Below are 25,240 nucleotides of genomic sequence, written 5' to 3'. Positions count from 1 at the left end.
TGACACATTGTATGATTTTAAAAAAAGATTTGGAAGAGACCAAGGGAGATGATGACAGTGAATCTGGGAATGGTTTTTGAATTTGCCGCGAGCAGGTATCCGGATAAAACTGCTCTTGTGCAAGACAGTACGCGTTACACATTCTCCCAATTAAATGAGGAAGTCAATCGATTGGCTTCTTCCTTGCAAAAGCTCGGCGTCGAAAAAAGAGACCGGGTGATGGTGCTGCTCAAAAATCGGGTTGAGACCGTTTGTTTGTTTTGGGCCATTCAAAAATTGGGAGCTATTTTTACACCGATTAACCTTCGTCTGTCTCCGGAGAATACCCAGTACTGCATTGACGATGCGGAACCAAAAATTGTTGTTTACGAAGGCATTAGCCGCCGTTCCGTGATGACAGCCAAATTTCATCAAAGGCCTGTTTTCATTGGATTGGAAAACGATCAGGGAGATCTCACGTACCGGGAATTGGTCGGCAGGGGGACAACTTGTTTTGAAAGTACTGCCTGCAATGACGAAGATATTGCGGTGATGCTATACACCTCAGGAACTACCGGGTATCCCAAGGGAGTACCCAGATCGCACAAAAACGAATACGCATCTACCATAGCTCACATAGTCCAAAATCACTATGAACCCCTTGAAAGCACGTTGGGGGTGATGCCTTTATACCACACTATGGGGGTTCGCTCTCTCCTTGCGATGTGTATTTTAAACGGAAAATATGTCTTGTCAACCGATTTTGATGCAAGGACTGCTCTGACGTTGTTGGCAAGGGAAAAAATCAGTTGTCTGTACATGATTCCGACTATGTATCACGAGCTGCTTAACGACCCTTCTTTTTCCGAATTCGACTTAACCGCGCTTAGGAAGATCGGGTATGCGGGTGCTCCGATGACCGAAGCGTTAACGAGGAAATGCTTTCAAATGTTGAACCCCCAGCACTTTGTCAACCACTATGGCAGCACGGAAATCTACACGTTCACCACTTGTTCGACACTGGACAAAAAACCGGGATGTGCGGGGAAGCCGGGAATTCATCAACAAATCAGGGTAGTGGAAGCGGATCCTAACGGAGGTTCTTCGCCAGAGGATCGTGTCCCTGCGGGGCAAGTGGGTGAAGTTATTGTGCATGCAGGGTCTATTGAAGCTTTCAAAGGGTATTGGAACCGTCCGGACGCGACAAGAAAAGCAATACGTCATAATTGGTATTTCACCGGAGATCTTGGATTTCTGGATGAAGACGGAGATTTGTACATTGTTGGACGGATAGACGAGATGGTAATTTCCGCTGGAGAAAACATTTCTCCTATGGAAATCGAAGACGTGCTGGTGAGTCATCCGAAGGTGATGGAAGCAGTGGTTCTGGGGGAGGAGGACGAGCGCTGGGGACAGATTGTTGCGGCGTACATCGTTCCGAAAGATTCAACAATCACCGTTCGGGAACTGGATCAATTCTGTAAGCAGCATCAGAAACTCTCCAATTTTAAACGTCCCAGGAAGTATGTGTTCATCAAGGAAATTCCGAAAAGTCCGTCAGGGAAAATACTGCGCCGGGAACTGCGTAATGAAAATTTTACGAAAATTGACTTTTAAAATTTTATCATTTTGGTAGCGATGATGGTTAGGCGCAAAGGAGGATTGTCATGGGTGGGCTGCTGATTGTTGATGATGAAGTGGAAAGTCGTGAACAAGTCCGTTTAATTGTCGAGGAAAGCCAGTACCACTATCTCTCGATATCCGAATCTGACACCGCACAGCGAGGCTTGCTTCTTCTGAAGCAGAATCGGCCAAGCATAGTGATTCTCGATTTATCCTTGCCGGATATGGACGGGATTCAGTTTGGAAAAAAGGTGCTCGAATGCAATCCGGACGTGTCAATCATTGTAGTAACCCACTTGAAAATGTTTGAGATGGTACAAACGGTAATCAATACAGGTTTTTCCGGGTATTTGTTGAAACCGCTTTCAAAATTTGAACTTATCTCAGCCTTAGACAGACTTTTGATCCCGGATTTGGTGAAAGAAACAACCAAAGAAACAAACTATGTGAGGAACGCTGTATCCTCCTCAAAACCGTTCGAACTCGATCTCGGAAACCCGATACAAAGTGTGATCAGTTATATTCATACGAATTTCCACGAACAGATTTCGCTCAATGAAGTGGCTGACCGGGTCTATCTCAGTGCCTCACATTTCAGCCGTTTGTTTAAAGCGGAAATGGGGGTCACATTTATAGAATACCTGACAAAATACAGAGTGGAACAATCAAAGAAACTGCTTAAAATGACTTCCCTTCCGATTGAAGTCATTGCCAACAATACGGGATTTGCAAATGCCAGCTATTTTGCCACCACGTTCAAACGGGTAGAGGGTAAGACACCAAGCGAATACAGAAGTATCTTTTCGAATCTCCTGCACAACAACGGTACCGGATAGAATCATCGGTAGGAAACAGATGTTTCGAATTAAGCAAAAAAGTTGAAATAAGTATGGGATAATCTTTAAACCATGCAATTCAAAGAATTCATATCATTAAGGTAAGCCGCTTCGGAATGACAGCGAGGTGAAACACATGTTGGACATTGTTGAGGGACTGAAGCTTTGCCGAGATAGGAAAGAACGCGCCGTGCTGGCGACTATCTTGGAGGTGGAGGGATCGGCATACAGGCGCGAAGGTGCAAGGTGTCTGATCTCGGAAAGCGGGAGGATCATCGGAACTTTGAGCGGCGGGTGTGTGGAAGGAGATCTTTTCGAGCATGCCCGCGCCGTAATGGAAACCGGGGTTTCCCGCACTGTTCGATACGATTTCCGTCCGGAAGGAGATATTTTCTGGGGATTGGGACTGGGATGCAACGGTGCTCTAACAATATGGCTCCAGTCTTTTGATCCGATTCATCACTCTGAACAAGCGGAACAACTGGTGCAGGATTTCCAGAATAGGGTTTCCTCCATGGAGGCTTATACAATAGGAATCGTCGTCGAATCTGAAGACAGGATTAAACTGCCGGTTGGAACCCAAATAATTCTGAATGAAGCGGATAGGGACCTTCATGGATTTCACCGTTCATCCTACAGATTAAAGGACACGGTAATTGACGGAGTATCGGTAAAATTGTTCATCGAACCGGTGAAACCTCGCCCGAGGCTCGTCATATTTGGAGCCGGTCCGGATGCTGTCCCTTTGGTTAGACAGGCTAAGGCGCTTGATTGGCATGTAACTGTCGCGGATCATCGTAAGGATTACGCCAATCGAAAAAACTTTCCGGAAGTGGATGAGCTTGTGATCACTGGGCGGGGTGATTGTTCAGAGTTGCCTGTGGGGGAAGAGACGTACGTGGTAGTGATGACTCATAATTTTGAATTGGATCGTACGTTGGTTCAAAACATGCTTCCCCGACCAATCCCGTATCTCGGAGTTCTGGGTTCCCGCAATCGAATTGAGAGGATGCTTGATGAAATCCTGCTGAGCGGGGTGGAATTGAAAGAAAAATGTTTGAAGAAGCTTCATTCCCCCGTCGGTTTGGATATCGGAGCAGAATCGCCGGAAGAAATCGCCTTAAGCATTCTTGCTGAAATGGTTTGCCGAAAAAACGGTCGAAATGGCCAATCTCTCAAGTTTCGAAAGGAACCCTTACACGAAAGGAACAAGGGAATTGAGTCTGTCCCGGTTGGCGCATGAAAAGATCCGTTTGGATTCTTGTAATGGCTGCCGGATATTCAAGAAGAATGGGATCATGTAAGCTCTTGCTGCCAGTCGGGGAAGAAACGATGCTCCGTTCCGTGGTAAAAAAAACTATGCTGACGAGAGCTGACGGGGTCGTGGTTGTTGTTAATGCCGAGTTTTCCTATTTGATTAGTGAGATTCGAGATCTGTCTGTAACTATACTCTCAAACAATTTCTCAAACCTTGGCATGAGTTCATCTCTCCGTCTGGGAATCGAGCATCTCAGCCAAATTGGGGCGGATGGAGCGATTGTTCTATTGGCCGATCAGCCGGAGATTGACCCATCGGTTATTGATCAAGTGATTTGCCGCTATGAGCATACAGGGGCTCCGATAGTTCAGGCAGTTTACGAAGGAAAGCCAGGCCATCCGGTTTTGTTTTCGAAAACCTTGTTCGGTGAATTCCAAGGAATTGCCGGAGATCAAGGAGGGCGTGAAATCTTGCGGAAATATGCTGAGAAACGGGAAGTGGTCTGTATATCAAGGCCAGAACCGGAAGATATCGATACTTTTGAAGATTATCAACGAGTGATAGGGAAAGGAGGTTGCCGGAATTGAAGCAGAATCGCATCGGCCAGCCGATGTCCCGGGTGGAAGACGCACGGCTTACGTCGGGACAAGGAAGTTATATTGAAGATTTGAATCCGCTTCCCAATATTCATCATGCCGCTATTTTGCGGAGTCCCTATCCCCATGCCAGAATCAAAGCGATCCGAACGGACAAGGCGGAACAAATGCCAGGGGTCAAAGGGGTAGTGACGGGTCAAGACGTTGCCGGGATGACCCAACCGTTTCCGGTAGGAGTCACCGCACCTGTTAAGTACTACTCTCTTGCGGTCGATAAAGTGCGGTACGTAGGGGAACCCGTTGCAGTTGTGGTAGCAAAGAACAGATATCTGGCGGAAGATGCACTGGATGCGATTGAAGTGGAGTATGAACCGCTTCCCGCCGTGGTGGATATTGAAAAGGCTATGAAGCCTGATGCCCCGGTCCTGCATGAGGAGGTGGGCTCCAACATCGCCAATCACCGGACGTTTAATTACGGAGACGTTGACAAGGCGTTTGCAGAAGCAGACTTTGTAGTAAAGCATAAGTTCCTATTTCCGAAATACAGCGCCACTCCGGTTGAAACCTACGGAGTGATCGCCCACTACCAGTCGAGTGCTGACAATTTAACGATTTGGTCTAATTTTCACGGTCCTTTTACCTTGCAATCGGTGATGGCGGCCGCCTTGCAAATCCCAAGCAATCATCTCCGAATCATCATTCCAAAGGACGTCGGGGGCAGTTACGGGATTAAGTCAGGTGTATTCCCTTACATGGTGCTTATGGGGGTTGTCTCCAGAAAGGTCGGACTGCCGGTGAAATGGATTGAAGATCGTCAGGAGCATTTGATGGCAAGTTCCAGCGGGACTGACAGGGTTACCTGGATTGAAGCGGCCGTTCGCAAAGATGGAACGGTTACAGGCTTAAGGATGAAAATGGTGGACAACGTGGGCGGTTATATCCGGGCTCCCGAACCCGCTTGCCTGTATCGGACCCATTCAAACAGCACTGGCCCGTATCGCATCCAAAACCTTGCCATGGAAACTGTGGCCGTTATGACCAATAAGAGTCCAACGGGACTCATACGCGGCTATGGCGGTCAGCAGCTTTACTTTCCGCTGGAGAGGATTATGCACATGATCGCAGCGAAACTGGGGATGGATCCGGTGGAAGTAATTCGGCAAAATCTGATTCGGCGCGAGGAGTTTCCTTATAAAACCGCGTCGGGAGGCATCTACGACAGCGGGGATTACTTGACTGCGTTTGAAAAGGCGCTGGAGATGGTTGATTATCAGGCATTCCGCAAGCGTCAGGAGAGGGCTCGGCAGGAAGGAAAGTATCTGGGGATCGGATTGGCCTGCATTGTGGAACCTTCCGGGTCGAATATGGGGTATATCACGGTGGCCCTGACCCCGGAGCAGCGGGCAAAGTCACTTCCGAAATCGGGATGTGCGGAAGGAGCGACCGTATCGATTGACCCGATGGGCGGAATCAGCGTGCGGATCAGCACGGTTCCTACAGGACAGGGACATGAAACCGTTGCGGCACAGATTGTGGGGGAACTCCTGGGAGTAGATCCTAGGACGGTTAAGGTGGTTGCCGAGATGGATACGCTGACGAGCCCGTGGTCGGTGGCGTCAGGAAGCTATTCCAGCCGGTTCGGCCCGATCGGTTCGAGCGCGGTGTATCAGGCAGCTTTCAAAGTGCGGCAAAAATTGCTTAACATCGCAGCCGATCAGCTTAAACAACCTGTTGAGTCTCTGAATATTGAGAACGGCAAGATTATAGTCCGAGATCAACCGGAAAAGCAAATCTCTCTGAAAAGATTAATCGGCTCCGCCCACTGGAATCCTCAGGGACTCCCGGACGGTATGGAACCGGGAATCCATGAGACCGCTTTCTATACGATTCCCACCGCCCTTCCTCCTGACGAGAATGATCTTGTGAATGGGTCGGCTACCTACGGGTTTGTGGCAGATGCAGTGATTGTCGAAGTGGATTCCGAAACGGGCGAAGTGAAGATCTTGGATTACATTACGGTTCATGATGCGGGGAAACTGTTAAATCCTCTAATTGTGGACGGACAAATTATGGGGGGATTGGTTCACGGGCTTGGCGGGGCATTGTACGAAGAACTGGCTTACGACAGTAACGGACAGTTCCTGACGGGAAGCTTTATGGATTACCTGTGTCCGACTGCCACCGAAGTTCCCCCAGTAACTATAAAGCACTTTGAAACTCCGTCTCCGTTGACACCTCTGGGGGCGAAAGGCCTGGGAGAAGGAAATACGATGAGCGCTCCGGTTGTGATCGCGAATGCGGTTGCGGATGCTCTCGCTCCTTTGGGAATTACTATTGACAGCCTGCCTCTATCACCATACAGAATATGGTCTTTGATGCAAGAGGCTCAGAAAAATCAGAAGCAATTGGAGGAACTGGTATGAACGGCAACGGATCTGTTGAGTTGAACGCTTCTATTGATCACGTCTGGACAAAACTGATGGATCCCCAGGTGCTTGCGGAATGCATCATGGGGTGCAAGCAGCTGGTTTTAATAGAGGAAGGAAAGTACCGCGCCGATCTTTCCGTCGGTATCGCCGCGGTAAAGGGGAAATATGACGCCACGATTGAATTGGCGGATGTGCAGGCTCTCAAAAGCTACAAACTCATCATGCACGGAGAAGGGGGGCCCGGTTTCGTAGATGCGGAAGGCGTGATTGATTTGACCGCAGGTGAGGATGGGAAAACGACTCTGACCTACAACTACACCGCGGAAGTTGGTGGCAAAGTTGCGGCAATCGGACAAAGGATGCTTGGCGGAGTCGCAAAGTTGTTGATCAACGATTTCTTCAAAAAGATTAAGAAGGAAATAGAAAATGAACAGAAAACAGCGTGATCACCGTCACGGGTCTCACAGGGCACAAGTCGGGCCAAGGGGCCGCTATGAAAGGAGGGATAGAGCGTGAAACCGTCATCTTTTGATTACTACCGTCCGTCCTCAGTCGCGGAAGCGTTTCAACTGCTTACCGAGTCCGGAGATGAAGGAAAACTGATTGCCGGGGGGCAGAGCCTCGTCCCGATCTTAAATATGCGGTTGTCTGCTCCAGAGTGTCTGATCGATATTAACGGACTGCAGGATTTGAACTATATTCGTCACGAGGGTGGGTGGATTAAGATTGGCGCCCTGACCCGGCAGCGAGATGTCGAAAAATCGGATCTGATTCGTGAGAAGTGTCCTCTTCTCTCCGAGGCGGTCCCGTTTATAGGCCATATGCAGACCCGCAATCGGGGAACAGTAGGCGGCAGTGTGGTACATGCAGATCCCACGGCGGAACTGCCTTTGTCCTTACTGGCCATAAACGCCACAGCGGTTATCCAAAGCGCCGAGGAAAGCAGGGAGGTGGAGCTCAGTGATTTCTTCATTACGTATCTGACAACTGATATTATGCCAGGTGAACTTCTCACAGAAGTGAGGATTCCTGTTGAGTCGGTTCCTAAGGGGTACTCCTTTCAGGAATACAGCAGGAGGCATGGTGACTTTGCCCTTGTGGCGGCCGGCTGCGTTCTCGACACGGACAGTGAGGGTCGAATTACATTCGCACGCCTGACGCTTGGAGGGGTTGATGCCATTCCGGTTCTGGCCGAAGATGCTGTTGATATTCTGGTCGGAGAAAAGTTGACGGGATCGCTGTTGGAAGAAGCCGGTCGGATTGCGGCGGCAAACGTGGATCCGGAAGGTGATCTGCACGGGTCCAGGAAGTACAGACTGCATCTGGCTCAGGTCTTTGCCAAGAAAGCGATTCAAACGGCTTACCAAAGGGCACTTGGAAAGGGGGGGACGTTATGATCAAAGTGTCAAAAAAAGAATTCGTTGAAGTGCGAATGCGAATCAACGGCAAAGTGTATGAAGAACCGGTGGAACCCCGGAAGCTTTTAAGCGATTTTCTCCGTGAAGATTGCGGGTTAACCGGAACACACGTCGGGTGCGAACATGGGGTTTGTGGGGCATGTACCGTGTTGGTGAACGGGTCTGCAGTCAGGAGTTGTTTAATGTTCGCCGTCCAGGCAGAGGGCACGGAGATCATGACAGTTGAGGGATTGGCGAAAGACGGCCAACCCCACCCCCTGCAGGAAGCTTTCTCCGAGTGTCATGCTTTGCAGTGCGGCTTCTGCACTCCGGGTATCCTGATGTCTGCTGTTGAATTTGCCAACTCCTGTCCGGATCCGACAACAGAAGAGATCAAAGAAATGCTGTCCGGGCATTTATGCAGATGTACCGGGTACAAAGGTATTGTTGAAGCGATTGAAAAAGCGGTCAACAGACAAAAAGAGGGTGAGAAACTCAATGGATCTGGGAACACTGTTTGAATTTGCGGTTGAACGCCATCCTCGATATGAAGCGCTTGTTCAGGGTGGAACCCGGTTCACGTATGAACGAATGAACATCGAAATTAACCGGGCGGCCTCCGGTTTGCAGGCTTTGGGGATTGGGCAGGGTGACCGCATCCTGATTGTTTTGAAAAATCGGCTGGAAACCGTGATTCTGTACTGGGCAATTCAAAAAATAGGAGCGGTTTACACTCCTATAAATTTTCGGATGTCATCTGAGGAAATTAAGTACTGTATTCAAGATGCGGACGCCAAAGCGGTCATTTATGAGCCGGTGAGCGAACAAGCGGTCTTGGGAGCCATCAAAGAGCTGAGTCCTGTCAAGATAGGGGTGCAGGGGGCCCTAGGCGCTGACATCAGTTATGAAGGATTGCAGGACAAAGGATCAGGCGAACCCGCGAGACCGGAGATTCAAGACGATGATGTCTGCCTGATGCTCTACACATCGGGCACTACCGGTCGACCCAAAGGAGTTCCGCGAACCCACAAGAACGAGTATGGGGCAGCGGTCGCCCATATTATCCAGAATCGATATGAAGTTCAGGAAAGCACCATAGGCGTCATGCCCCTCTACCACACGATGGGCATGCGTTCCCTCCTATCGATGGCTTTCCTGAACGGCAAGTTGGTAATGACACCGGATTACAACGCTCAAGCAGTCCTTGAGCTGTTGGAAAAGGAAAAGATCTCCTGTGTCTATCTGGTGCCTACCATTTTCCACGATCTATTATATCATCCGGAGTTTGAAAAATATAATCTTTCTTCACTGACCAAATTGGGGTATGCCGGAGCAGCCATGACCAACGCTTTGACAGAAATGATTTTCGAAAAATTCAAGCCGGCGATCTTTGTTAACCATTATGGTTCTTCGGAAGTGTACACGTTCTCGATTTGCGATTACCTGAACAGAAAGCCCGGGTGTGCCGGGAAACCGGGCTTTCATCAACGGCTTCGTGTCGTGGTTCCCGATCCGGATGGAAATTCAACTCCTGATGATGTAGTACCGCCGGGAATACCCGGTGAAATTATTGCCGACCTTCGCACCAGCGAAGCTTTCCAGGGGTACTGGAATCGTCCTGATGCAACGAAGAAGGCAATTCGGGACGGATGGTACTTCACAGGTGACATGGGGATGTTCGATGAAGATGGAGATCTTTTTGTCCTCGGACGTGTTGACGACATGATCATATCTGGCGGTGAAAACATCCATCCGCTGGAAGTCGAAGATGTGATCGCAAAACATCCGAAGGTTGCCGAAGTGGCTGTTGTCGGGTTGCCGGATGTGCGCTGGGGGGAAATTGTAACCGCTTTCGTGGTTCCCAAAGACTCTGCGCTTACGGTGGAAGAGATGGATGCGTATTGCAAGAACAGCGATCAGTTATCCAACTTCAAACGCCCGCGAAAGTACGTTTTGGTCAAGGCCATTCCCAAGAGCCCCGTTGGGAAAATTCTGCGCCGCAAGCTCCGGAACGGGGAATATGAAGAACTATATCTGAAAAGGGAGAGTGTATCGTAAATGGAACAACAAAAAAAAGGACAAGTAGCTGTAAACGAGTGGGATCATCTTCGAGTGGAAAAAAACCCGGCACGAAAAACAGCCACAATCATTCTGGATCGTCCGGAAAAGATGAATAATTTGAGCTACATCGCACGTTTTCATCTGAATCAGATCTTTGAAATGTTAAACAAGGATGACGAGGTGCGGGTCATCATCCTAAAAGGGGAGGGTACTCAAGCATTTACTTCCGGAGGGAATATTGCTCAGTTTATGGAGCGGCACCCTGAGGAACTTTCCTTGCTGCACAAGAATGTGGCGGCTCCGGAACGATCCCCGAAACCGGTTATCGCACAGCTTCAAGGATATACGTTCGGTGTTGGACTTGAGATTGCGATGGCTTGTGATTTCCGCGTTGCATCAGAAACGACTTTACTGGCTCTGCCGGAAATCAGATTGGGAATGATTCCGGGAAGCGGCGGAACACAAAGGATTGCAAGGATAGCAGGTTTGGGGCGCGCTAAAGACATGATCATGCGAGGTCGTCGAATTCCTGCGGAAGAGGCTTATCAATGGGGGCTCCTTACTGCGGTGGTACCGCAAGAAGAACTGGAGGAAGCGGTGCAAAACCTGGTGGATGAACTCCTGCAGTTCTCTCCACTTGCCTTGCGGGTATTGAAGCAAGTGCTCAACGCTTCTCAGGAAGGGCCGCTTAGCGCCGGACTGGAGCTCGAGGGATTTGCTTACGGAATGCTCAGAAGCACGGACGATTTCCGTGAAGGGGTCGATGCATTCTACGAAAAAAGGAAACCGAATTTTACAGGAAAGTAAAGTGTCGCATTTGAAAAAAGCCGGGGATTGGAATGATTCGATCCCCTTCTTTTAACTGAAAGTTATCAGAATTGAAAGCCACTTTTAAACTCGTCACTATTGTTTCTATTTCCTAGCGGAGGGATGAAATATGTCAATCACTACTAGTACAGGCACTAATACGGGTACAACAAGTCTTACAGTAAACCGCCGGCAAATGGTCACTGCTTCGGTCGCATCACTTTTAGGGTGGTCGTTGGACCTTTTTGACCTTTTTGTCCTCCTTTATGTGGCACCTGAAGTAGGAAAACTGTTCTTCCCAACAAATATTCCAACACTTTCATTGGCTGCCGTTTATGCTTCTTTTGCCGTAACACTGCTAATGAGACCGGTCGGATCCGCTCTCTTTGGTTCTTACGCCGACAGAAACGGCAGAAAGAAAGCCATGATAGTTGCGGTAACCGGTGTAGGTATCTCTACCGCACTTTTTGGAGCTCTTCCGACAGTGCATCAAATTGGTGTCGGAGCAGCGGTCCTGTTCATAATCCTGCGCTTGATTCAGGGCGTTTTTGTCGGTGGTGTCGTTGCATCAACCCATACTATCGGTACCGAGTCAGTTCCTCCGAAGTATCGCGGATTGATGTCGGGTCTGATCGGCGGTGGCGGAGCAGGCCTGGGAGCATTACTCGCTTCAATTGTTTACTATGCTGTATCCGTCGCATTTCCCGGACCGGAGTTTAGTGTGTGGGGATGGCGTTTCATGTTCTTTGCAGGGATTCTCAGTTCGATTCTCGGTCTCTTTATTTTCAAGACTCTCGAAGAATCTCCTGTATGGGTACAACTCAAACAAGCTCAACAAGGGGAGGCGAAGCCTCAGAAGGCACCTGTCCGTGTCGTCTTCTCCCGTCAATATTTCCCCGTGCTGCTTGTCAATCTCATGATTGTGATTGGCGGAGGCACCGCCTATTACCTTACATCCGGGTATCTGCCAACTTTCTTAAAAGTGATTAACAAGCTGCCCTCTGCTACCTCATCCATGATTCTCATGGGTGCGAGTGTTATAGCGATTCTGTCGGCAGTTCTGTTTGGTGCTCTCAGTGATGTTATCGGACGAAAGAAAACGTTTATGACCGTAGGTGTGATCAGTCTTATTACTCTTCCATTTCTTTACTTGGGGTTAGGAAGCGCGCAAACGGTTCCTGCAATTGCATTCTACGCTTTGGCGCTTGCCTTTTTGGGTAACGCTGCATATGCACCCGTACTGATTTTTCTGAACGAGCGCTTCCCAACGGCGATACGTTCGACTGGAACCGGGCTGTCCTGGAATATGGGATTTGCAGTTGGGGGCATGATGCCGACTTTTGTCTCTCTGGCAAGTGGTTCGACACAAAACATTCCTCTTACTCTGGCTTATTTTGCGGCAGGTGTATTTATCCTGTACCTGCTTGGAAGCCTCATCGTTCCGGAAACAAAAGGGGAATTCAAATAACAAGACAGCAACAGTTACGGGGGCAAGCAACAATGCGGATCGTGGTTGGAATTTCCGGTGCAAGCGGGGCGATTTACGGTGTGCGGACTATAGAGGCTCTTCACAAACTTGGAATCGAAGTTCATCTGGTGATCAGTGAAACCGCTATCAAAACCATTTCTTATGAGACGGATTATCGTTTTGAAGATGTCTGTTCGATGGCCGCAAAAGTTTATGACAATCGTGATTTGGGGGCTGCCATCTCAAGCGGTTCATTCAAAGTAAGCGGGATGATCGTAGCTCCCTGCTCGGTTAAAACATTAGCCGGAATCGCGAACAGTTTCAACAATGAATTACTGACAAGAGCTGCAGATGTCTAGTTAAAGGAGCGTCGGAAACTCGTTCTGCTGGTTCGCGAGACCCCTTTGCATCTCGGACATATCCAACACATGATGAACGTGACGCAAATGGGAGGGGTAATTCTCCCTCCCGTTCCATCCTTCTATCATCTTCCCAAAACGCTTGATGACATCGTGAACCAAAGTGTGCAAAAGGCGTTGGATCAATTTGATCTGGAGGCGAATCTGTTTCAGCGGTGGAAAGGGATGGCTGACAAGTAACCGACAAAGGAGGAGAAAAATGGTTTCTTTAACCGAACAGAAACAGGCGGTTTACTACAATTACGTTGGCGGTGAATGGACCAAGTCCTCGTCAAAAGAATTGCTGGAATCGCGAAACCCGGCAACGGGAGAATTCATCAGTTATGCGCAAAGTTCAACCGTTCGAGATGTGGAAGAAGCGATTGATTCCGTTTATAAGGCGTTTCACCACAGTGATTGGGGGTATAACCCAAAGCGCCGTTACGAAGCTTTGCTTGGGTTAGCCCAAAAAATCGAGGGGAATTTGGAACATCTGGCCCGTGTTCTGACTATGGAGCAAGGGAAAACGATTCGCGAATCCCGCATTGAATTGGCCGGATGTGTCGACACATTAAAATATTTTGCGGGCGCTGCCCGAACCGTGTTCGGGCGGTCGATTCAGTTGGAACCAAACAGTTATGGAGTGATTGCGAAAGAGCCGATTGGCGTGGTAGGGATTATTTCGCCGTGGAACTGGCCTGCGCTCCTGATGGTTCGGGAGTTGGCTCCCGCTCTGGCTGCAGGAAACGGTGTCATTGTCAAACCGGCGAGTCTTACTCCGGGGATATCGGTGGAAATATTCAAGTTGATTGCGGAAGTTCCCCATTTTACAAAAGGGATCGTCAGTATCGTTACTGGACCGGGACGTTCCATTGGCGCTGCCATGGGAACCAGTAAAAAAATAGACATGATCAGTTTTACGGGGGATACTTCCACCGGCAAGACGATCATGGAGTTGGCCACCAGCAACATCAAGAAACTCGCTTTGGAACTTGGCGGAAAATCGCCAAATGTGGTGTTTGCGGATGCGAATCTAGATAAAGCGATTCCACTGATTGGCCGTTCTATTTTCATTTCCGCAGGTCAAATTTGCATGGCTGGTTCCAGGCTGTTGGTTCACGAATCAATCAAGGACGAGGTAATCTCCCGTCTAAAAAGCTACGCTGAAAATCTCAAGGTTGCTAATGGGCTTCTTGAGTCGACGGACATGGGCCCCTTGGTTTCCCAAAGCCAGTTGGATTTGGTAGAGGAATACTGTGAAATCGGTCGTCGAGAGGGGAAAATCATCACGGGCGGTTACCGGTTGACGGGTGGAGACTACGATAAGGGGTATTTCTTTGCACCGACGATTATCGACGATCTGTCCGCAAACTGCCGTGTTGTACGGGAGGAAATTTTTGGTCCCGTTCTGGCGGTTCAAACTTTTTCAAATGACGAGGAAGCTCTTGCGATGGCCAATGATACGGACTTCGGATTGTCTGCCGGTGTTTGGACAACAGATTTGAACCGTGCAATGCGGATGTCCAAGGGTATCCAAGCAGGAACCGTCTGGATTAATACGTACAACAAAAATTTTCCCGAAGCGGAATTCGGAGGCTATAAGCAGAGCGGCTTGGGGCGTACTCGAGGAATTGACGGTTTAATGGAATACTGCGAAACGAAGCACATTCACTTTGAGATAGATTAATAGGTAACAGAAAGGAGGCTGGGAAAGGATGGGTGTGAGTAAAGCGGTTCAGAAGGTCGATTTCGAATTTTCATTTCATCTTCCCACTCTGATTGAGTTCGGGTATGGCAAGGCCTCCCGTCTTGGCGAGCGACTTTCGCAGTCGGGTCGAAAAAGAGTGTTTTTGGTTACCGATAAAGGCGTAGAATCTGCAGGGTTGCTTAATCGCTTGACCGAGTCATTACAATCAGCCGGGATTGAGTTTGACGTTTATTCAGATGTGGAACCTGACCCGAGTCTGGAGACGATCGACCGGGGTGCCCAAATTTTCCAATCAAAACCTTATGACTCTATTGTCGCGGTGGGAGGAGGGAGTCCGGTCGATACCGCAAAGGGAATTCGTGTGGTGGCATCCAACGGTAGAAGTATAGGTGATTATGCCGGTGTGAACCGTATCCCTGCGGCCCCGGCAATCCCCTTCATTGCAATTCCAACCACTTCCGGTACCGGGAGCGAAGTGACGATCTTTGGAGTATATTCTGATTGGCACAACAACGTCAAAGTAACTGTGACAAGTCAACATATGGCACCGACCATTGCCCTGGTCGACCCGGAATTAACAGTCAGTCTGCCTGAAAAAATGACAGCCGCTTCCGGTATCGATGCGTTGGCGCACGGGATCGAGACATTCTTTTCTTTACGATCCCGACCTGCATCGGATGCGCTTGCCATGGAAGCTATAGCTGCGGTAAATGCAAACTTGCGTCGTGCGGTTCATCACGGATCTGACGTAGAAGCCCGAGTCGGGATGTCCCATGGCAGTTTGCTTGCCGGCATGGCGTTTAACAATGGATTTTTAGGCCTGGCTCATGCAATTGGAAGTGCACTTTCCGGACATTGTCATGTCCCTCACGGAATTGCCATCGGTTTACTGCTGCCCCATGTGGTGGAATTCAATACACCCACATGCCCTGAAAAAGCTGCTAAGATTGCCGAATTGATGGGGATAAAGGCGAGTCGGACAGAGGAACTGGCCGAAGAAGCCGGGCCGGCTGTCGCCCGGATGGTTAAGGATATCGGGCTTCCGACACGGCTTCGGGAAGTCGGCGTACCTGAAGAGAAGCTCTCGGATATCGCCAAAGACTCGTTTAAAAGCGGAATGATGAAGTTTAACCCGCGTACACCAACTGAATCGGAAGTGCTGGAACTTTTAAAGCGAATGTTTTAATCGCCCACAATCCAAAATTTTCAGGAGGTTATTAGAGATGACTGAAAAATTGAATCAAAACGTGACAGATGAGTTAATCCCGAGCCTCGATAAGACAACCGATGAAGTGGCGTGGGACTTGTATCGCAAAGCGATCCGATTTGGAACCTGGGATCCGGCAGCGATCGACCTAAGCCAAGACAAGAAAGATTTTGAGTCTCTTGACGAGGATCTGCAAGGGTATCTCATTCATTTCTGTACTGGATTCCTTGATGCGGAAGAAAACGTGGCATTAAAGTTCTGTCCATGGGTTATGCTGGGTTCCTCGACGGAACAGCAGGCTTTTCTCAGTACCCAGTTGCTCGAAGAGTTTAAGCACACCGAGTTTTTCATGCGTTATTTCAAAGAAGTTTTCGGTCGTGAGCGTATTCCCGGCGTGAAAAACATTGTTCAGCAGAAGCTGGATGAACGGGTTAAAAAGATGCTGGCAGCTCTGGAACAAGGTCCGGAGGAACGCGAGGCCGCATTGGTAGAAGGTTTGACCCATTACCAAGGTATCATTGAAGGCGTTCAAGCAATGACCGGATATGATGTGTATGAAGCGGTATTCGGCAGTAAAGGGTTGTTGCCGGGATTAGCCGAAGGATTTACCCGTATCAAGGAAGATGAAGGACGTCATGTCGGTTTCGGCCTTCGCATGCTGAAGCTGTTAGCTCGTAATCCGGAGCATGCAAAGCGGATTCGTGGGTTGTACGAAGAATATCTGCCCCTCATCTTGATTCGTTATGATCAGCCGATCATTGTGGATGGGAGGGAATATCCCACTCCGCCTGAGGTTCGGGGACGTGAACGGTTGATCAAAATGTTCGAACGTCGACTCAAGGATATATTCGGTACACCAGTCACAGTTTGAGGGAGGCAATAGTTTGAGGGAGGCAATATTTTAACATGAGAGCACAGACGTTTCGAACTTGGCTTGAATATCTTCAATCAACCGGCCGTTTAGCTGCAATTGACAAAAAAGTCAGTTTGAAATTTGAACTGGCTGCAATTGCAAAAAAATTGGACGGCAAAAAAGCGACCTATTTTACACAGGTGGAAGATTATACGGTTCCGGTTGTTTCGGGTATTTGTTCTACTCGCGAAGATTTTGCGGCGGCGTTGGAAACAGACCAATACGGGCTTATTCCAAAGTTCACAAAGGCAGTGACGAAGCCACTGCCCTGTCGATTGGTTGAGAACGGGGACGCTCCTGTCAAGGAGAATATCAGTCAGGAAAATATTGATTTGATGAAGATGTTTCCGATTCCGGTGCACCATGAGATGGATTCGGGGAATTACATTACTGCCGGACTGTTCATTGTTCGGGATCCGGTAACACGAAAGCAAAACGTTTCAATTCACCGCCTTCAAGTTTCAGGAAAAGATAAATTGGGCGCTTTGATCCTTCCGCGCCACACATTTCATTTGTACAAACAGGCTGAAGAAGCGGGCAGGCCTCTGGAGTGTGCCATTGTGATCGGAGTCGATCCGGCGACTCTGCTTGCTTCCCAAGCAAGCACTCCGTTCGGTGTGGATGAACTCGAAATCGCAGGAGCGCTTCGAGGGGAGCCGTTGGAAGTGGTTCGTTGCGAGACTGTCGACATTGATGTTCCTGCTTACGCGGAGATTGTTTTGGAGGGTAAGATCCTGCCTCATGTCCGTGAACCGGAAGGACCTTTCGGAGAGTTCCCGAAATACTATGGTCCCCGCAGCGATAAGGAAGTAGTTCAGATTACGGCCGTTACGCATCGGAACAATCCGATTTTTTATACCATTGTTCCGGCGGCCTATGAGCATCTTTTACTTGGAGGCATACCCCGGGAGGCGAGCCTTTTCCAAAGCGTTCGCCAGACAGTTCCGACAGTCAAAGCGGTCCATATGAGCCCTGGCGGGACGTGTCGCTACCATGCAATCGTTTCGATTAAAAAACGAAACGAGGGGGAAGCGAAGAACGCGATATTTGCCGCTCTCGCCAACAGCTTTGATATTAAACATGTCGTTGTCGTGGACGAAGAGGTCGATATTTTTAACATGGAAGAGGTCGAATGGGCAATTGCCACCCGCTTTCAGGCGGAGAGAGATTTGGTGGTTGTCCATGGGGCGCAGGGATCCAAGCTGGACCCATCGACCGACAACGGAGTTGGTTCCAAAATGGGCTTGGACTGCACGGTTCCTTTAAACAGTGAGCCGATGCAATACTTGCGGATTCAGATTCCCGGTTATGATGAGATAAACTTGGAAGAATATATAAGTTCCGGAACTTCCATACAATCCATTCACCTTGAAGGAGAGAAACAGTAGATGGAGCCGTTGGAACAAGAATTTAACGTTCACATTGAAAACGTTACCTATGAAAGTCACGGGGTAACCATTTCTTCGGTTCTCTGTTACCCAAAGGAGAAAGGGATGTATCCGGGGATTATTACCTTGCACGGAATTTTCGGTTTGCAGGAAATGGACGTGCGGTTCCCCGCTCGTTTGGCAGGGCAGGGATACGTGGTCCTGGCACATGGATGGCAGTCACGGGAGAAAGATCCGGCCGACAACGATATCGTGAATGACATCAAGACCGCAGCATCTTTTCTTAAGCGGCAGGAGATGGTGAACGGCGATCGCTTGGGTCTGATTGGAGTATGCCGCGGCGGAAGCATTACGATGGTTACGGGAGCGCATTCAGATGATTTCAAGGCTTTGGTTTCTTTTTACGGCCAGTCTTATTACCCGTTGAAAGACGAGAAAAAACCGGTTTCTCCAATTGAATTGGTGGACGATCTCCATGCGCCAATTCTGCTGATTCATGGACAGCGGGACACCATTTTCCCGTGGGAGGAATCGAAGGATTTCTGTGAAGCCTTAGCCAAGCGCAACAAAGTCCATGAGTGCAAATTTTATCCGGACGCAGAACACGGCTTCTTCTTGAAAGGGCATCGCAATTACCATGAGGAATCCGCAGAAGATGCTTGGGATCTGTTGGGGCAGTTTTTACGGAAAAATCTGTAACGCAACCATTATCAAAAAAGGTGGGGAGATGATCTCTTTCGTTCAGCAGAAAAAGTAATTCAGTCGCAGCAACTGCCAAAAAAGAAATGTAATGGGCCATCCCCACGGATGGCCCAAACTGTTGAAGTCTTGTTTGACAGGACTGTTTACTCGGTTCCTTCAAGGGATCGTAAATATTCCAGGGTTCGTTCCTGGTAGATCCTAGCGGAGTAGGAAATGCGTTCTATTTCTTCCGGCTTCAGTTCGCGGACCACCTTGCCCGGGACACCGAGAATGAGTACACCGGGTGGGAATTTCTTCCCTTCCGGTACAAGCGTGCCGCCGCCGACTATGCTATTCTCTCCGATTTCAGCACCGTCCATTACTGTGGCGGACATGCCAATAATCACACGGTTACCAATTGTGCAGCCATGGACTACCGCTTGATGACCTATCGTAACATCATCGCCAATTACCGTGGGATATTTGGCGTCAACATGAATCACGGCACCGTCTTGAACGCTCGTCCCACGCCCTATAGTAATCGCGTTAATGTCGCCACGAATTGTAGCGCTAAACCACACGCTGGACAGTTCCTTGATTTTTACGTCACCGATAATGCTGGCGTTGGCGGCGATAAATACATTTTGTTCGATTTCGGGTTTTTTTCCAGACAAACTGTAAATCATCTGAATCACCTTTTCCAAGTTTATTTTCTCTACTATCATCCTACTGAATTTTTCTTTGAAAGAAACACACGTGAGACATCTTGATAAAAATTTGAAAGCCATAGCGATAAGAAATAGAAAAGAACCGTATTCCATCAGTCTACAATAAAAACAAGCGCCATTTGAGAAAGAAGGGAGAGAACAATGATTAAGACTTTACAGAGTTTCACTCAAGAAAAACTAAGCCGGTTGATTTCTGTATCCCGGTTCAAATATCCGGCAACGACCTGGATCCGAGGGGCGAAAGTTCTTCAGATCTATACCGGTGAAGTGCGGGAACTGAACGTGGTTCTCTCTGAAGACCGTATCGCTTACGTGGGCGAGAAAGAACCGTTGACAGACTCAGACACTCAAATTCTGGATGCGAGGGGTTTTACTCTCGTTCCTGGATATATAGAGCCTCATGCACATTCGTTTCAAATCTATAATCCGCAGACACTGGGCGAATTTGCCTTACCCCATGGGACAACGACTCTGCTTCATGATAATCTGCCCTTCTTTCTCCATCTCCAACAGCAGGAGATGGAAAGATTGTTCGAAGCTTTACAGGAGATGCCATTCAAAAACTATTGGTGGGCCCGTCTCGATCCGCAGGTAAATCAGTCTGGGATGACGAGTCAATTTACTGCTGATCGTGTGAAGAGAACACTTCAGAATTCAGCCGTTTTACAAGCGGGAGAGCTTACGTATTGGAAAGAGTTAATTGATGGCGACGATTCTATGATCTCCCGAATGTGGGAAGCCCGGCAGGCAGGGAAACGGATTGAAACTCATAACCCGGGTGCATCGGTAGAGACTTTGAATGCGGTGGCTGCAGCAGGGGCTACCGGTTGCCATGAAAGCATTAACGCCGAAGAAGTGTTGAGAAGAATTCGATTGGGTTATTACGCAACGCTTCGACACTCTTCAATCCGACCCGATTTGTCCGAATTGATCAAAGGATTGCTTACCGCGGAGTGTCGACTGTGGGACCGTATGATGCTAACGACCGATGGCTCGCCTCCTTTTTTCCTTGCTTCGGGTTTTACCGATGAATGTATACGGATAGCCATTGAAGCAGGTCTTGATCCGGTGTTGGCTTACCGAATGGCCACATTAAATCCTGCGGTCTACTATGGACTGGATCATGAATTGGGGGGGATTAGCCCCGGTCGGGTTGCGGATATAGTGTTCCTGGAAGATCTCCGGAATCCCACTCCTGTGAAAGTGATGGCGAATGGACATATCGCAGCGGAGAATGGGAAATTGATGTCACATTTGCCCCGAATGGAATGGAATCGCTTCGGGGTTGGGACATCCTCAATGATGGATCCGGCAGTGCAGCCGGAGTGGTTTGAAGTCCCACAGCTTCAGGATAAGGTACCTGTGATCGAGTTGATCAATGCGGTGATAACCTTTAGTCGGACCGAGTCTCTCCCTGTAATCGACGAAAGGGTGCAAGTGAAGGGTTTACCGGGGTATATGTATGTGTCTCTCCTCCACCGCGAAGGAGAATGGATAACAACAGGCATCATCAAAGGATTTGGTGAATTTGATGCCTTAGCCAGCACCTATTCGCTTTCCGGTGATTTGGTAATTCTGGGGCGCGATCCGGTTCAGATGGCCCAAGCGGCAAACCATATTCTCGCCAATGGCGGAGGAATATGTTTGTTTGAAAATGGGGAACTCCGCTTCGATCTACCTTTGCCCTTGCTGGGAACGATGAGTCCGCTTGACATGAACACCCTAATTGAGGAAACAACGCGATTTTTAGCTCTTATGCGTGAGTCGGGGTATTTATTTGCTGATCCGATTTATTCCTTGTTATTCCTGTCCGCAACGCACTTGCCAAAGGTAAGGCTAACTTCCCAAGGCGTATTGAACGTCAATGATGGAACGATTCTGATCCCTTGCCGTTACCTCAAGTAAAGAAAACCAATTGGCAAGCCTGGCTAATCAAAGCGTGTTACTTTGTTTCCCTATGTTCCTTGCTGTGTTATAGTTGAGGTAAGGCACGAAAGACCCTTTTTACTATATAAGGGGTGGGGACATGCAGAAACTGAAAACACAAAAAGTATACGAGCAAGTGGCCAACCACATACAATCCCAAATTGAGCAGGGAGTCTATAAACCGGGAGACAAGCTGCCCACGTTAGTGGAGATGTCAGAAATGCTGAACGTTGGACGAGCCACGGTGCGGGAAGCTTTTTCAGCCCTGCAGGCGAAAGGCCTGATTGACATTCGTCACGGGGAAGGGACTTTTGTGCGAAGCATCGGACTCGAGAATTTTCAGGAACCGATGAACATCTGCCTGTTAAAAGGAGATGATCTCGTAGAACTGCTTGAGGTGAGGAAAATTCTTGAGGTGGGTGCAGCTGAAATGGCTGCTCGAAACAGGACCGAAGAGGATTTGCAGGAACTGCGAGCCGCACTCGACATGATGGGAGCTTTTCAGGAGTCGGAGCCGGAAAGTGTAGAGGCCGATTTTCGCTTCCATATGGCGGTGGCAAAAGCATCAGGCAATTCGATGCTGGTGTCTTTAATCCAGACCATTGCGCCTACCATGCAAAGCATGATGAACCGGATGCGGGCAGTGGCCGGTCCGTCAAGAGACCTCCTCTACCAGCACATCCTGATTTACCGTGAGATCGAAGCACAACAGCCGGATAAAGCCCGTCAAACCATGTATGATCATATTGCCAATGTGATGCAAGGGTTGGAAAGCAGATACAAGAAGACAGATCAGGAATTTTAAAAATTCTTGATTTTTTTTGCGTTATAGTTCAGGTCATCATACCTCTTGTGCTATACTGATACAAACAGTGAATGGGAGATAGGAGGAACTGGCATGCTGAGGCCAAACATAGCCCAAGAACTGCGGGCAATCGTCGGGGACAATTGGGTAATGGATACTCCAGAGGATTGCTTTGCTTATTCCTATGATGCAACCCCTCTCTATCAAAGTCTGCCGGATGGGGTGATCATTCCGGGGACAGTGGAGGAAGTTGCGGCCATCGTAAAAGTATGTGCGAGGGAAAACATCAAGATTGTCTCACGCGGGTCAGGGTCAAATCTGTCGGCCGGCACGGTTCCGATCGAGGGTGGTCTGGTAGTGGTCTTGACCCGGTTGAATCAAATTCTGGAAATCGATCAAGACAATTTGACGACTACCTTTCAACCGGGTGTTATCACGGCGAATCTCCATCGTGAAGTGGAACAATTGGGTTTGTTCTATCCGCCGGACCCCGGCAGCATGAATATCTCAACACTTGGCGGAAACATTGCAGAGTGTGCCGGTGGGCTCCGTGGCCTTAAATATGGAGTGACCAAAGATTATATCATGGGACTGCAAGCCGTCCTTCCAAACGGAGAGGTTCTTCGGACAGGCGGCAAATCGGCAAAAGATGTGGCCGGCTACGATTTGACGAAGTTACTGGTAGGTTCAGAAGGGACGCTTGCGATTATTACGGAAGCGACGGCCAAATTGATTCCTTTGCCGGAAACAAAACGGACGATGCTGGCGATGTTCCAAGACTTGACCGGCTCCGCGAAAGCTGTGTCCCGAATCATAGCGGAACGGATGATTCCGGCCACGATGGAGTTTCTCGATAATGCAACCATTCGCGTGGTCGAGGATTTTGCCCGGATCGGGCTGCCGACCGACATGGGAGCCATCCTGATGATTGAGCAGGACGGACCGGAAGCGGTTGTGGAGCGGGATATTCGGAAGATTGCCGAGATCTGCCGGAAAGAAGGAGCGGTGGAGGTGAGGGTCGCGGATTCTTTGGAGGAAGGTGCCAAACTGATGCAAGCCCGCCGTTTTGCTTTGTCAGCACTGGCTCGCGTCAGACCCACTACAATTCTGGAAGACGCTACGGTACCCCGGGCCCGGCTCGCTGAGATGGTGGAGCAAATCAACGCGATTGCCAAAAAATATGACATTCAAATTTGCACGTTCGGGCATGCGGGCGACGGGAATCTGCACCCGACTTGTATGACAGATGAACGGGACAAGGAAGAGATTCACCGCGTGGAGCAGGCGTTTGAAGAGATCTTCCTCGCGGCCATTAAACTTGGCGGAACGATCACTGGGGAACACGGTGTGGGGATGGCGAAGATGAATTATTTGTCCCTTAAAGTAGGCGATACAGGCATTGAAGTAATGAAGGCGTTGAAGCATGCAATTGATCCGCAAAACATAATGAATCCGGGCAAGTTGTTCGCCAGGGATACCCGACGCCGAGTGGTTGTGAGCGGTGGAGGTCATTTGAATCACCATGGACACGGAAACGGATGTGAATGCAATGAGCACACAGCAAGCTAATCTGCCAACCATGGCGGGAGATGCCGCTTCAGGAGCAGTCGCACCCGCATGTGCGACACCGTCTGACAGTTCCCAAAACGGCATCCTTCAGTTGATGGAGACGATGCACTATGATGAAATTCTCAATTGCATGCGCTGCGGTTTCTGTCTGCCGGCCTGTCCGACATACCGGGAAACCGGAAAGGAAACGGCTTCCCCGCGAGGGCGGATTGCGATGATGAAAGCGGTGGCCGGCGGGCAGCTTGAGGTGTCCGAGCGATTTGACTCTGACATGTACCTTTGTTTAGGCTGTCGTGCGTGTGAAACTGCATGTCCGGCCGGGGTACAGTACGGTACTCTGATCGAAGGGGCTCGCGAAGTGGTGGAAACACATCGAAAGCGGCCGCTGTTGACCCGACTGGTTCGAAATCTCACGATGAAGCAGTTGTTTCCTCATCCGCAGCGAATGCAGAAGCTTGGAAATCTCCTTTACTACTATCAAAAATCGGGTCTTCGCACTCTGACACGGCAAAGCGGAGTTATGAAACTCTTTCCAAAAAGCATGTCAGAGATGGAAAAAGCGGTTCCGGATGTTGCTCCTCCGTCCGCCAGAAAAGCGCGTAAGAACTTTTTGCCTGCAAAAGGCGAGAAGCGCATGACAGTTGGTTTATTTACGGGCTGCGTTATGGATGTGATGTTCTTTGATACGAATGAGGCAACGGCTAAGCTGTTATCCGCTTTTGGCTGTGATGTGGTCTATATGGAGCAGCAAACTTGCTGCGGCGCCCTTCACGCACATGCCGGTGACAAGTCGGCAGCGAAAGAACTGGCCAAGCATAACATTGAAGCGTTTGAGCGTTCCGGTGTGGATGTCATGGTGAATAATGCGGGCGGATGCGGTGCTGCTCTGAAAGAATACCACCATTGGTTTCACGGGGATACGGAATGGGAGGAGCGTGCAAAGAAGTTCGTGGCTGCACAACGAGATGTGAATGAGTTGTTGGCCGAACTCCCTGCGCCGAAAATGCGCTCTCTGCCATACCGGGTGACTTATCAGGATTCATGCCATCTGGCTCACGGGCAAAAGGTTCGCTTCCAACCGCGGGAACTTTTAAAAAACATTCCGGGAGTGGAGTATGTAGAATTGCCGGAAGCGGATCGCTGCTGTGGCTCGGCGGGAATCTATAACATTACGAATTTTGACATGTCGATGCAGATACTTGATGGAAAGATGAAGCAGGTGGAAGCGACAAAAGCGAATGTGGTTGTCACTTCGAACCCCGGATGTTTGCTTCAAATGCGGGCCGGGATTCAACGGGCAGGTCTCGATGATCGAATGAAGGCTCTCCACATTGCGGATCTGCTGTATGAAGCGGTTGAATAAAAAGGAAGCCTCGGCACAAAGAAAAACCTCCTTTAGAGGTTCCATTTTCTCTGTCCATCTAAAGGGGGGGCATTTCTGTGTGTGCGACTTTTTTTGCGAT

General features: G+C 49.2%; 21 protein-coding genes and 1 pseudogene. 21 read left to right on the top strand and 1 reads right to left on the bottom strand.

All coding sequences use genetic code 11. The features are described from left to right. Positions 1 to 57: 57 nt before the first annotated feature. The 17 genes and pseudogenes from ACFO8Q_RS10205 (at position 58) to ACFO8Q_RS10125 (ending at position 18,767) form a co-directional block, all read left to right on the top strand. Positions 58 to 1,596, top strand: coding sequence for a class I adenylate-forming enzyme family protein (locus ACFO8Q_RS10205; RefSeq protein ID WP_380025667.1), 1,539 nt, complete (start codon positions 58 to 60; stop codon positions 1,594 to 1,596). A gap of 50 nt (positions 1,597 to 1,646) precedes the next feature. Then, a complete protein-coding gene (locus tag ACFO8Q_RS10200; RefSeq protein WP_380025666.1) occupies positions 1,647 to 2,438 on the top strand; it encodes a response regulator transcription factor in 792 nt (263 codons plus the stop codon). A 136-nt stretch (positions 2,439 to 2,574) separates the two neighbouring features. Further along, positions 2,575 to 3,681, top strand: coding sequence for an XdhC family protein (locus ACFO8Q_RS10195; RefSeq protein WP_380025665.1), 1,107 nt, complete (start codon positions 2,575 to 2,577; stop codon positions 3,679 to 3,681). Continuing rightward, entirely contained in the window at positions 3,678 to 4,283 is a 606-nt protein-coding gene (locus ACFO8Q_RS10190) for a nucleotidyltransferase family protein (RefSeq protein ID WP_380025664.1), read from the top strand. Before ACFO8Q_RS10195 ends, ACFO8Q_RS10190 begins: the two co-directional genes overlap by 4 nt. Next, positions 4,280 to 6,715 (top strand): xanthine dehydrogenase family protein molybdopterin-binding subunit, encoded by a 2,436-nt coding sequence (locus ACFO8Q_RS10185; protein WP_380025663.1) that lies wholly within the window; start codon positions 4,280 to 4,282, stop codon positions 6,713 to 6,715. Before ACFO8Q_RS10190 ends, ACFO8Q_RS10185 begins: the two co-directional genes overlap by 4 nt. Then, entirely contained in the window at positions 6,712 to 7,167 is a 456-nt protein-coding gene (locus ACFO8Q_RS10180) for an SRPBCC family protein (RefSeq protein WP_380025662.1), read from the top strand. The genes ACFO8Q_RS10185 and ACFO8Q_RS10180 overlap by 4 nt, the downstream gene beginning before the upstream one ends. Positions 7,168 to 7,233: 66 nt before the next feature. Further along, a complete protein-coding gene (locus tag ACFO8Q_RS10175; protein ID WP_380025661.1) occupies positions 7,234 to 8,118 on the top strand; it encodes an FAD binding domain-containing protein in 885 nt (294 codons plus the stop codon). Beyond that, positions 8,115 to 8,639, top strand: coding sequence for a (2Fe-2S)-binding protein (locus tag ACFO8Q_RS10170; RefSeq protein ID WP_380025660.1), 525 nt, complete (start codon positions 8,115 to 8,117; stop codon positions 8,637 to 8,639). Before ACFO8Q_RS10175 ends, ACFO8Q_RS10170 begins: the two co-directional genes overlap by 4 nt. Continuing rightward, positions 8,617 to 10,176: a class I adenylate-forming enzyme family protein gene (locus tag ACFO8Q_RS10165; protein ID WP_380025658.1), complete on the top strand. Its 1,560-nt coding sequence runs from the start codon at positions 8,617 to 8,619 to the stop codon at positions 10,174 to 10,176. The genes ACFO8Q_RS10170 and ACFO8Q_RS10165 overlap by 23 nt, the downstream gene beginning before the upstream one ends. After that, on the top strand, positions 10,177 to 10,986 hold the full coding sequence (locus ACFO8Q_RS10160) for an enoyl-CoA hydratase/isomerase family protein (RefSeq protein WP_380025657.1): 810 nt from the start codon (positions 10,177 to 10,179) through the stop codon (positions 10,984 to 10,986). Positions 10,987 to 11,116: 130 nt separating this feature from the next. Next, positions 11,117 to 12,454, top strand: a complete 1,338-nt coding sequence (locus ACFO8Q_RS10155) for an MFS transporter (RefSeq protein ID WP_380025656.1) — start codon at positions 11,117 to 11,119, stop codon at positions 12,452 to 12,454. A 32-nt stretch (positions 12,455 to 12,486) separates the two neighbouring features. Then, positions 12,487 to 13,053, top strand: a pseudogene (locus ACFO8Q_RS10150) (UbiX family flavin prenyltransferase). Positions 13,054 to 13,072: 19 nt separating this feature from the next. Then, positions 13,073 to 14,539 carry an aldehyde dehydrogenase family protein gene (locus ACFO8Q_RS10145; protein ID WP_380025655.1) on the top strand — a complete coding sequence of 489 codons (1,467 nt, stop codon included), beginning with the start codon at positions 13,073 to 13,075 and terminating at the stop codon, positions 14,537 to 14,539. A gap of 28 nt (positions 14,540 to 14,567) precedes the next feature. Further along, positions 14,568 to 15,746, top strand: coding sequence for an iron-containing alcohol dehydrogenase family protein (locus ACFO8Q_RS10140; protein WP_380025654.1), 1,179 nt, complete (start codon positions 14,568 to 14,570; stop codon positions 15,744 to 15,746). A 37-nt stretch (positions 15,747 to 15,783) separates the two neighbouring features. Continuing rightward, positions 15,784 to 16,638, top strand: coding sequence for a R2-like ligand-binding oxidase (locus ACFO8Q_RS10135; RefSeq protein ID WP_380025653.1), 855 nt, complete (start codon positions 15,784 to 15,786; stop codon positions 16,636 to 16,638). 35 nt (positions 16,639 to 16,673) lie between these two features. After that, positions 16,674 to 18,068 carry a UbiD family decarboxylase gene (locus tag ACFO8Q_RS10130; protein ID WP_380025652.1) on the top strand — a complete coding sequence of 465 codons (1,395 nt, stop codon included), beginning with the start codon at positions 16,674 to 16,676 and terminating at the stop codon, positions 18,066 to 18,068. After that, complete coding sequence (locus ACFO8Q_RS10125) at positions 18,069 to 18,767, top strand: dienelactone hydrolase family protein (RefSeq protein WP_380025651.1); 699 nt, start codon at positions 18,069 to 18,071, stop codon at positions 18,765 to 18,767. Between the two features lie 146 nt (positions 18,768 to 18,913). Here the strand turns inward: ACFO8Q_RS10125 and ACFO8Q_RS10120 are convergent, their stop codons facing one another. Continuing rightward, a complete protein-coding gene (locus ACFO8Q_RS10120; RefSeq protein WP_380025684.1) occupies positions 18,914 to 19,444 on the bottom strand; it encodes a gamma carbonic anhydrase family protein in 531 nt (176 codons plus the stop codon). A 174-nt stretch (positions 19,445 to 19,618) separates the two neighbouring features. On the opposite strand from ACFO8Q_RS10120, the gene ACFO8Q_RS10115 reads away from it, so the two are divergent. The 4 genes from ACFO8Q_RS10115 (at position 19,619) to ACFO8Q_RS10100 (ending at position 25,140) form a co-directional block, all read left to right on the top strand. Then, entirely contained in the window at positions 19,619 to 21,382 is a 1,764-nt protein-coding gene (locus ACFO8Q_RS10115) for an adenine deaminase C-terminal domain-containing protein (protein ID WP_380025650.1), read from the top strand. 121 nt (positions 21,383 to 21,503) lie between these two features. After that, positions 21,504 to 22,208 (top strand): FadR/GntR family transcriptional regulator, encoded by a 705-nt coding sequence (locus ACFO8Q_RS10110; RefSeq protein WP_380025649.1) that lies wholly within the window; start codon positions 21,504 to 21,506, stop codon positions 22,206 to 22,208. A 93-nt stretch (positions 22,209 to 22,301) separates the two neighbouring features. Next, complete coding sequence (locus ACFO8Q_RS10105; protein ID WP_380025648.1) at positions 22,302 to 23,777, top strand: FAD-linked oxidase C-terminal domain-containing protein; 1,476 nt, start codon at positions 22,302 to 22,304, stop codon at positions 23,775 to 23,777. A 94-nt stretch (positions 23,778 to 23,871) separates the two neighbouring features. After that, the gene (locus ACFO8Q_RS10100) at positions 23,872 to 25,140 is read left to right on the top strand and encodes a (Fe-S)-binding protein (protein ID WP_380025683.1); all 1,269 of its coding nucleotides are present in this window, start codon (positions 23,872 to 23,874) and stop codon (positions 25,138 to 25,140) included. Positions 25,141 to 25,240: the final 100 nt, after the last annotated feature.

The organism is Effusibacillus consociatus, from assembly GCF_042652925.1.
Lineage (GTDB): Bacteria > Bacillota > Bacilli > Tumebacillales > Effusibacillaceae > Effusibacillus > Effusibacillus consociatus.
Note: the sequence above shows the minus strand (reverse complement) of the source record. Positions and strands in the feature narration are given on the sequence as shown.

Coding starts and splice junctions, on each gene's coding strand:
- ACFO8Q_RS10140 (WP_380025654.1), top strand. CDS start 14,568: ATGGGTGTGAGTAAAGCGGTTCAGAAGGTCGATTTCGAATTTTCATTT.
- ACFO8Q_RS10155 (WP_380025656.1), top strand. CDS start 11,117: ATGTCAATCACTACTAGTACAGGCACTAATACGGGTACAACAAGTCTT.
- ACFO8Q_RS10190 (WP_380025664.1), top strand. CDS start 3,678: ATGAAAAGATCCGTTTGGATTCTTGTAATGGCTGCCGGATATTCAAGA.
- ACFO8Q_RS10160 (WP_380025657.1), top strand. CDS start 10,177: ATGGAACAACAAAAAAAAGGACAAGTAGCTGTAAACGAGTGGGATCAT.
- ACFO8Q_RS10180 (WP_380025662.1), top strand. CDS start 6,712: ATGAACGGCAACGGATCTGTTGAGTTGAACGCTTCTATTGATCACGTC.
- ACFO8Q_RS10195 (WP_380025665.1), top strand. CDS start 2,575: ATGTTGGACATTGTTGAGGGACTGAAGCTTTGCCGAGATAGGAAAGAA.
- ACFO8Q_RS10135 (WP_380025653.1), top strand. CDS start 15,784: ATGACTGAAAAATTGAATCAAAACGTGACAGATGAGTTAATCCCGAGC.
- ACFO8Q_RS10145 (WP_380025655.1), top strand. CDS start 13,073: ATGGTTTCTTTAACCGAACAGAAACAGGCGGTTTACTACAATTACGTT.
- ACFO8Q_RS10100 (WP_380025683.1), top strand. CDS start 23,872: ATGGAGACGATGCACTATGATGAAATTCTCAATTGCATGCGCTGCGGT.
- ACFO8Q_RS10125 (WP_380025651.1), top strand. CDS start 18,069: ATGGAGCCGTTGGAACAAGAATTTAACGTTCACATTGAAAACGTTACC.
- ACFO8Q_RS10200 (WP_380025666.1), top strand. CDS start 1,647: ATGGGTGGGCTGCTGATTGTTGATGATGAAGTGGAAAGTCGTGAACAA.
- ACFO8Q_RS10110 (WP_380025649.1), top strand. CDS start 21,504: ATGCAGAAACTGAAAACACAAAAAGTATACGAGCAAGTGGCCAACCAC.
- ACFO8Q_RS10170 (WP_380025660.1), top strand. CDS start 8,115: ATGATCAAAGTGTCAAAAAAAGAATTCGTTGAAGTGCGAATGCGAATC.
- ACFO8Q_RS10105 (WP_380025648.1), top strand. CDS start 22,302: ATGCTGAGGCCAAACATAGCCCAAGAACTGCGGGCAATCGTCGGGGAC.
- ACFO8Q_RS10130 (WP_380025652.1), top strand. CDS start 16,674: ATGAGAGCACAGACGTTTCGAACTTGGCTTGAATATCTTCAATCAACC.
- ACFO8Q_RS10115 (WP_380025650.1), top strand. CDS start 19,619: ATGATTAAGACTTTACAGAGTTTCACTCAAGAAAAACTAAGCCGGTTG.
- ACFO8Q_RS10165 (WP_380025658.1), top strand. CDS start 8,617: ATGGATCTGGGAACACTGTTTGAATTTGCGGTTGAACGCCATCCTCGA.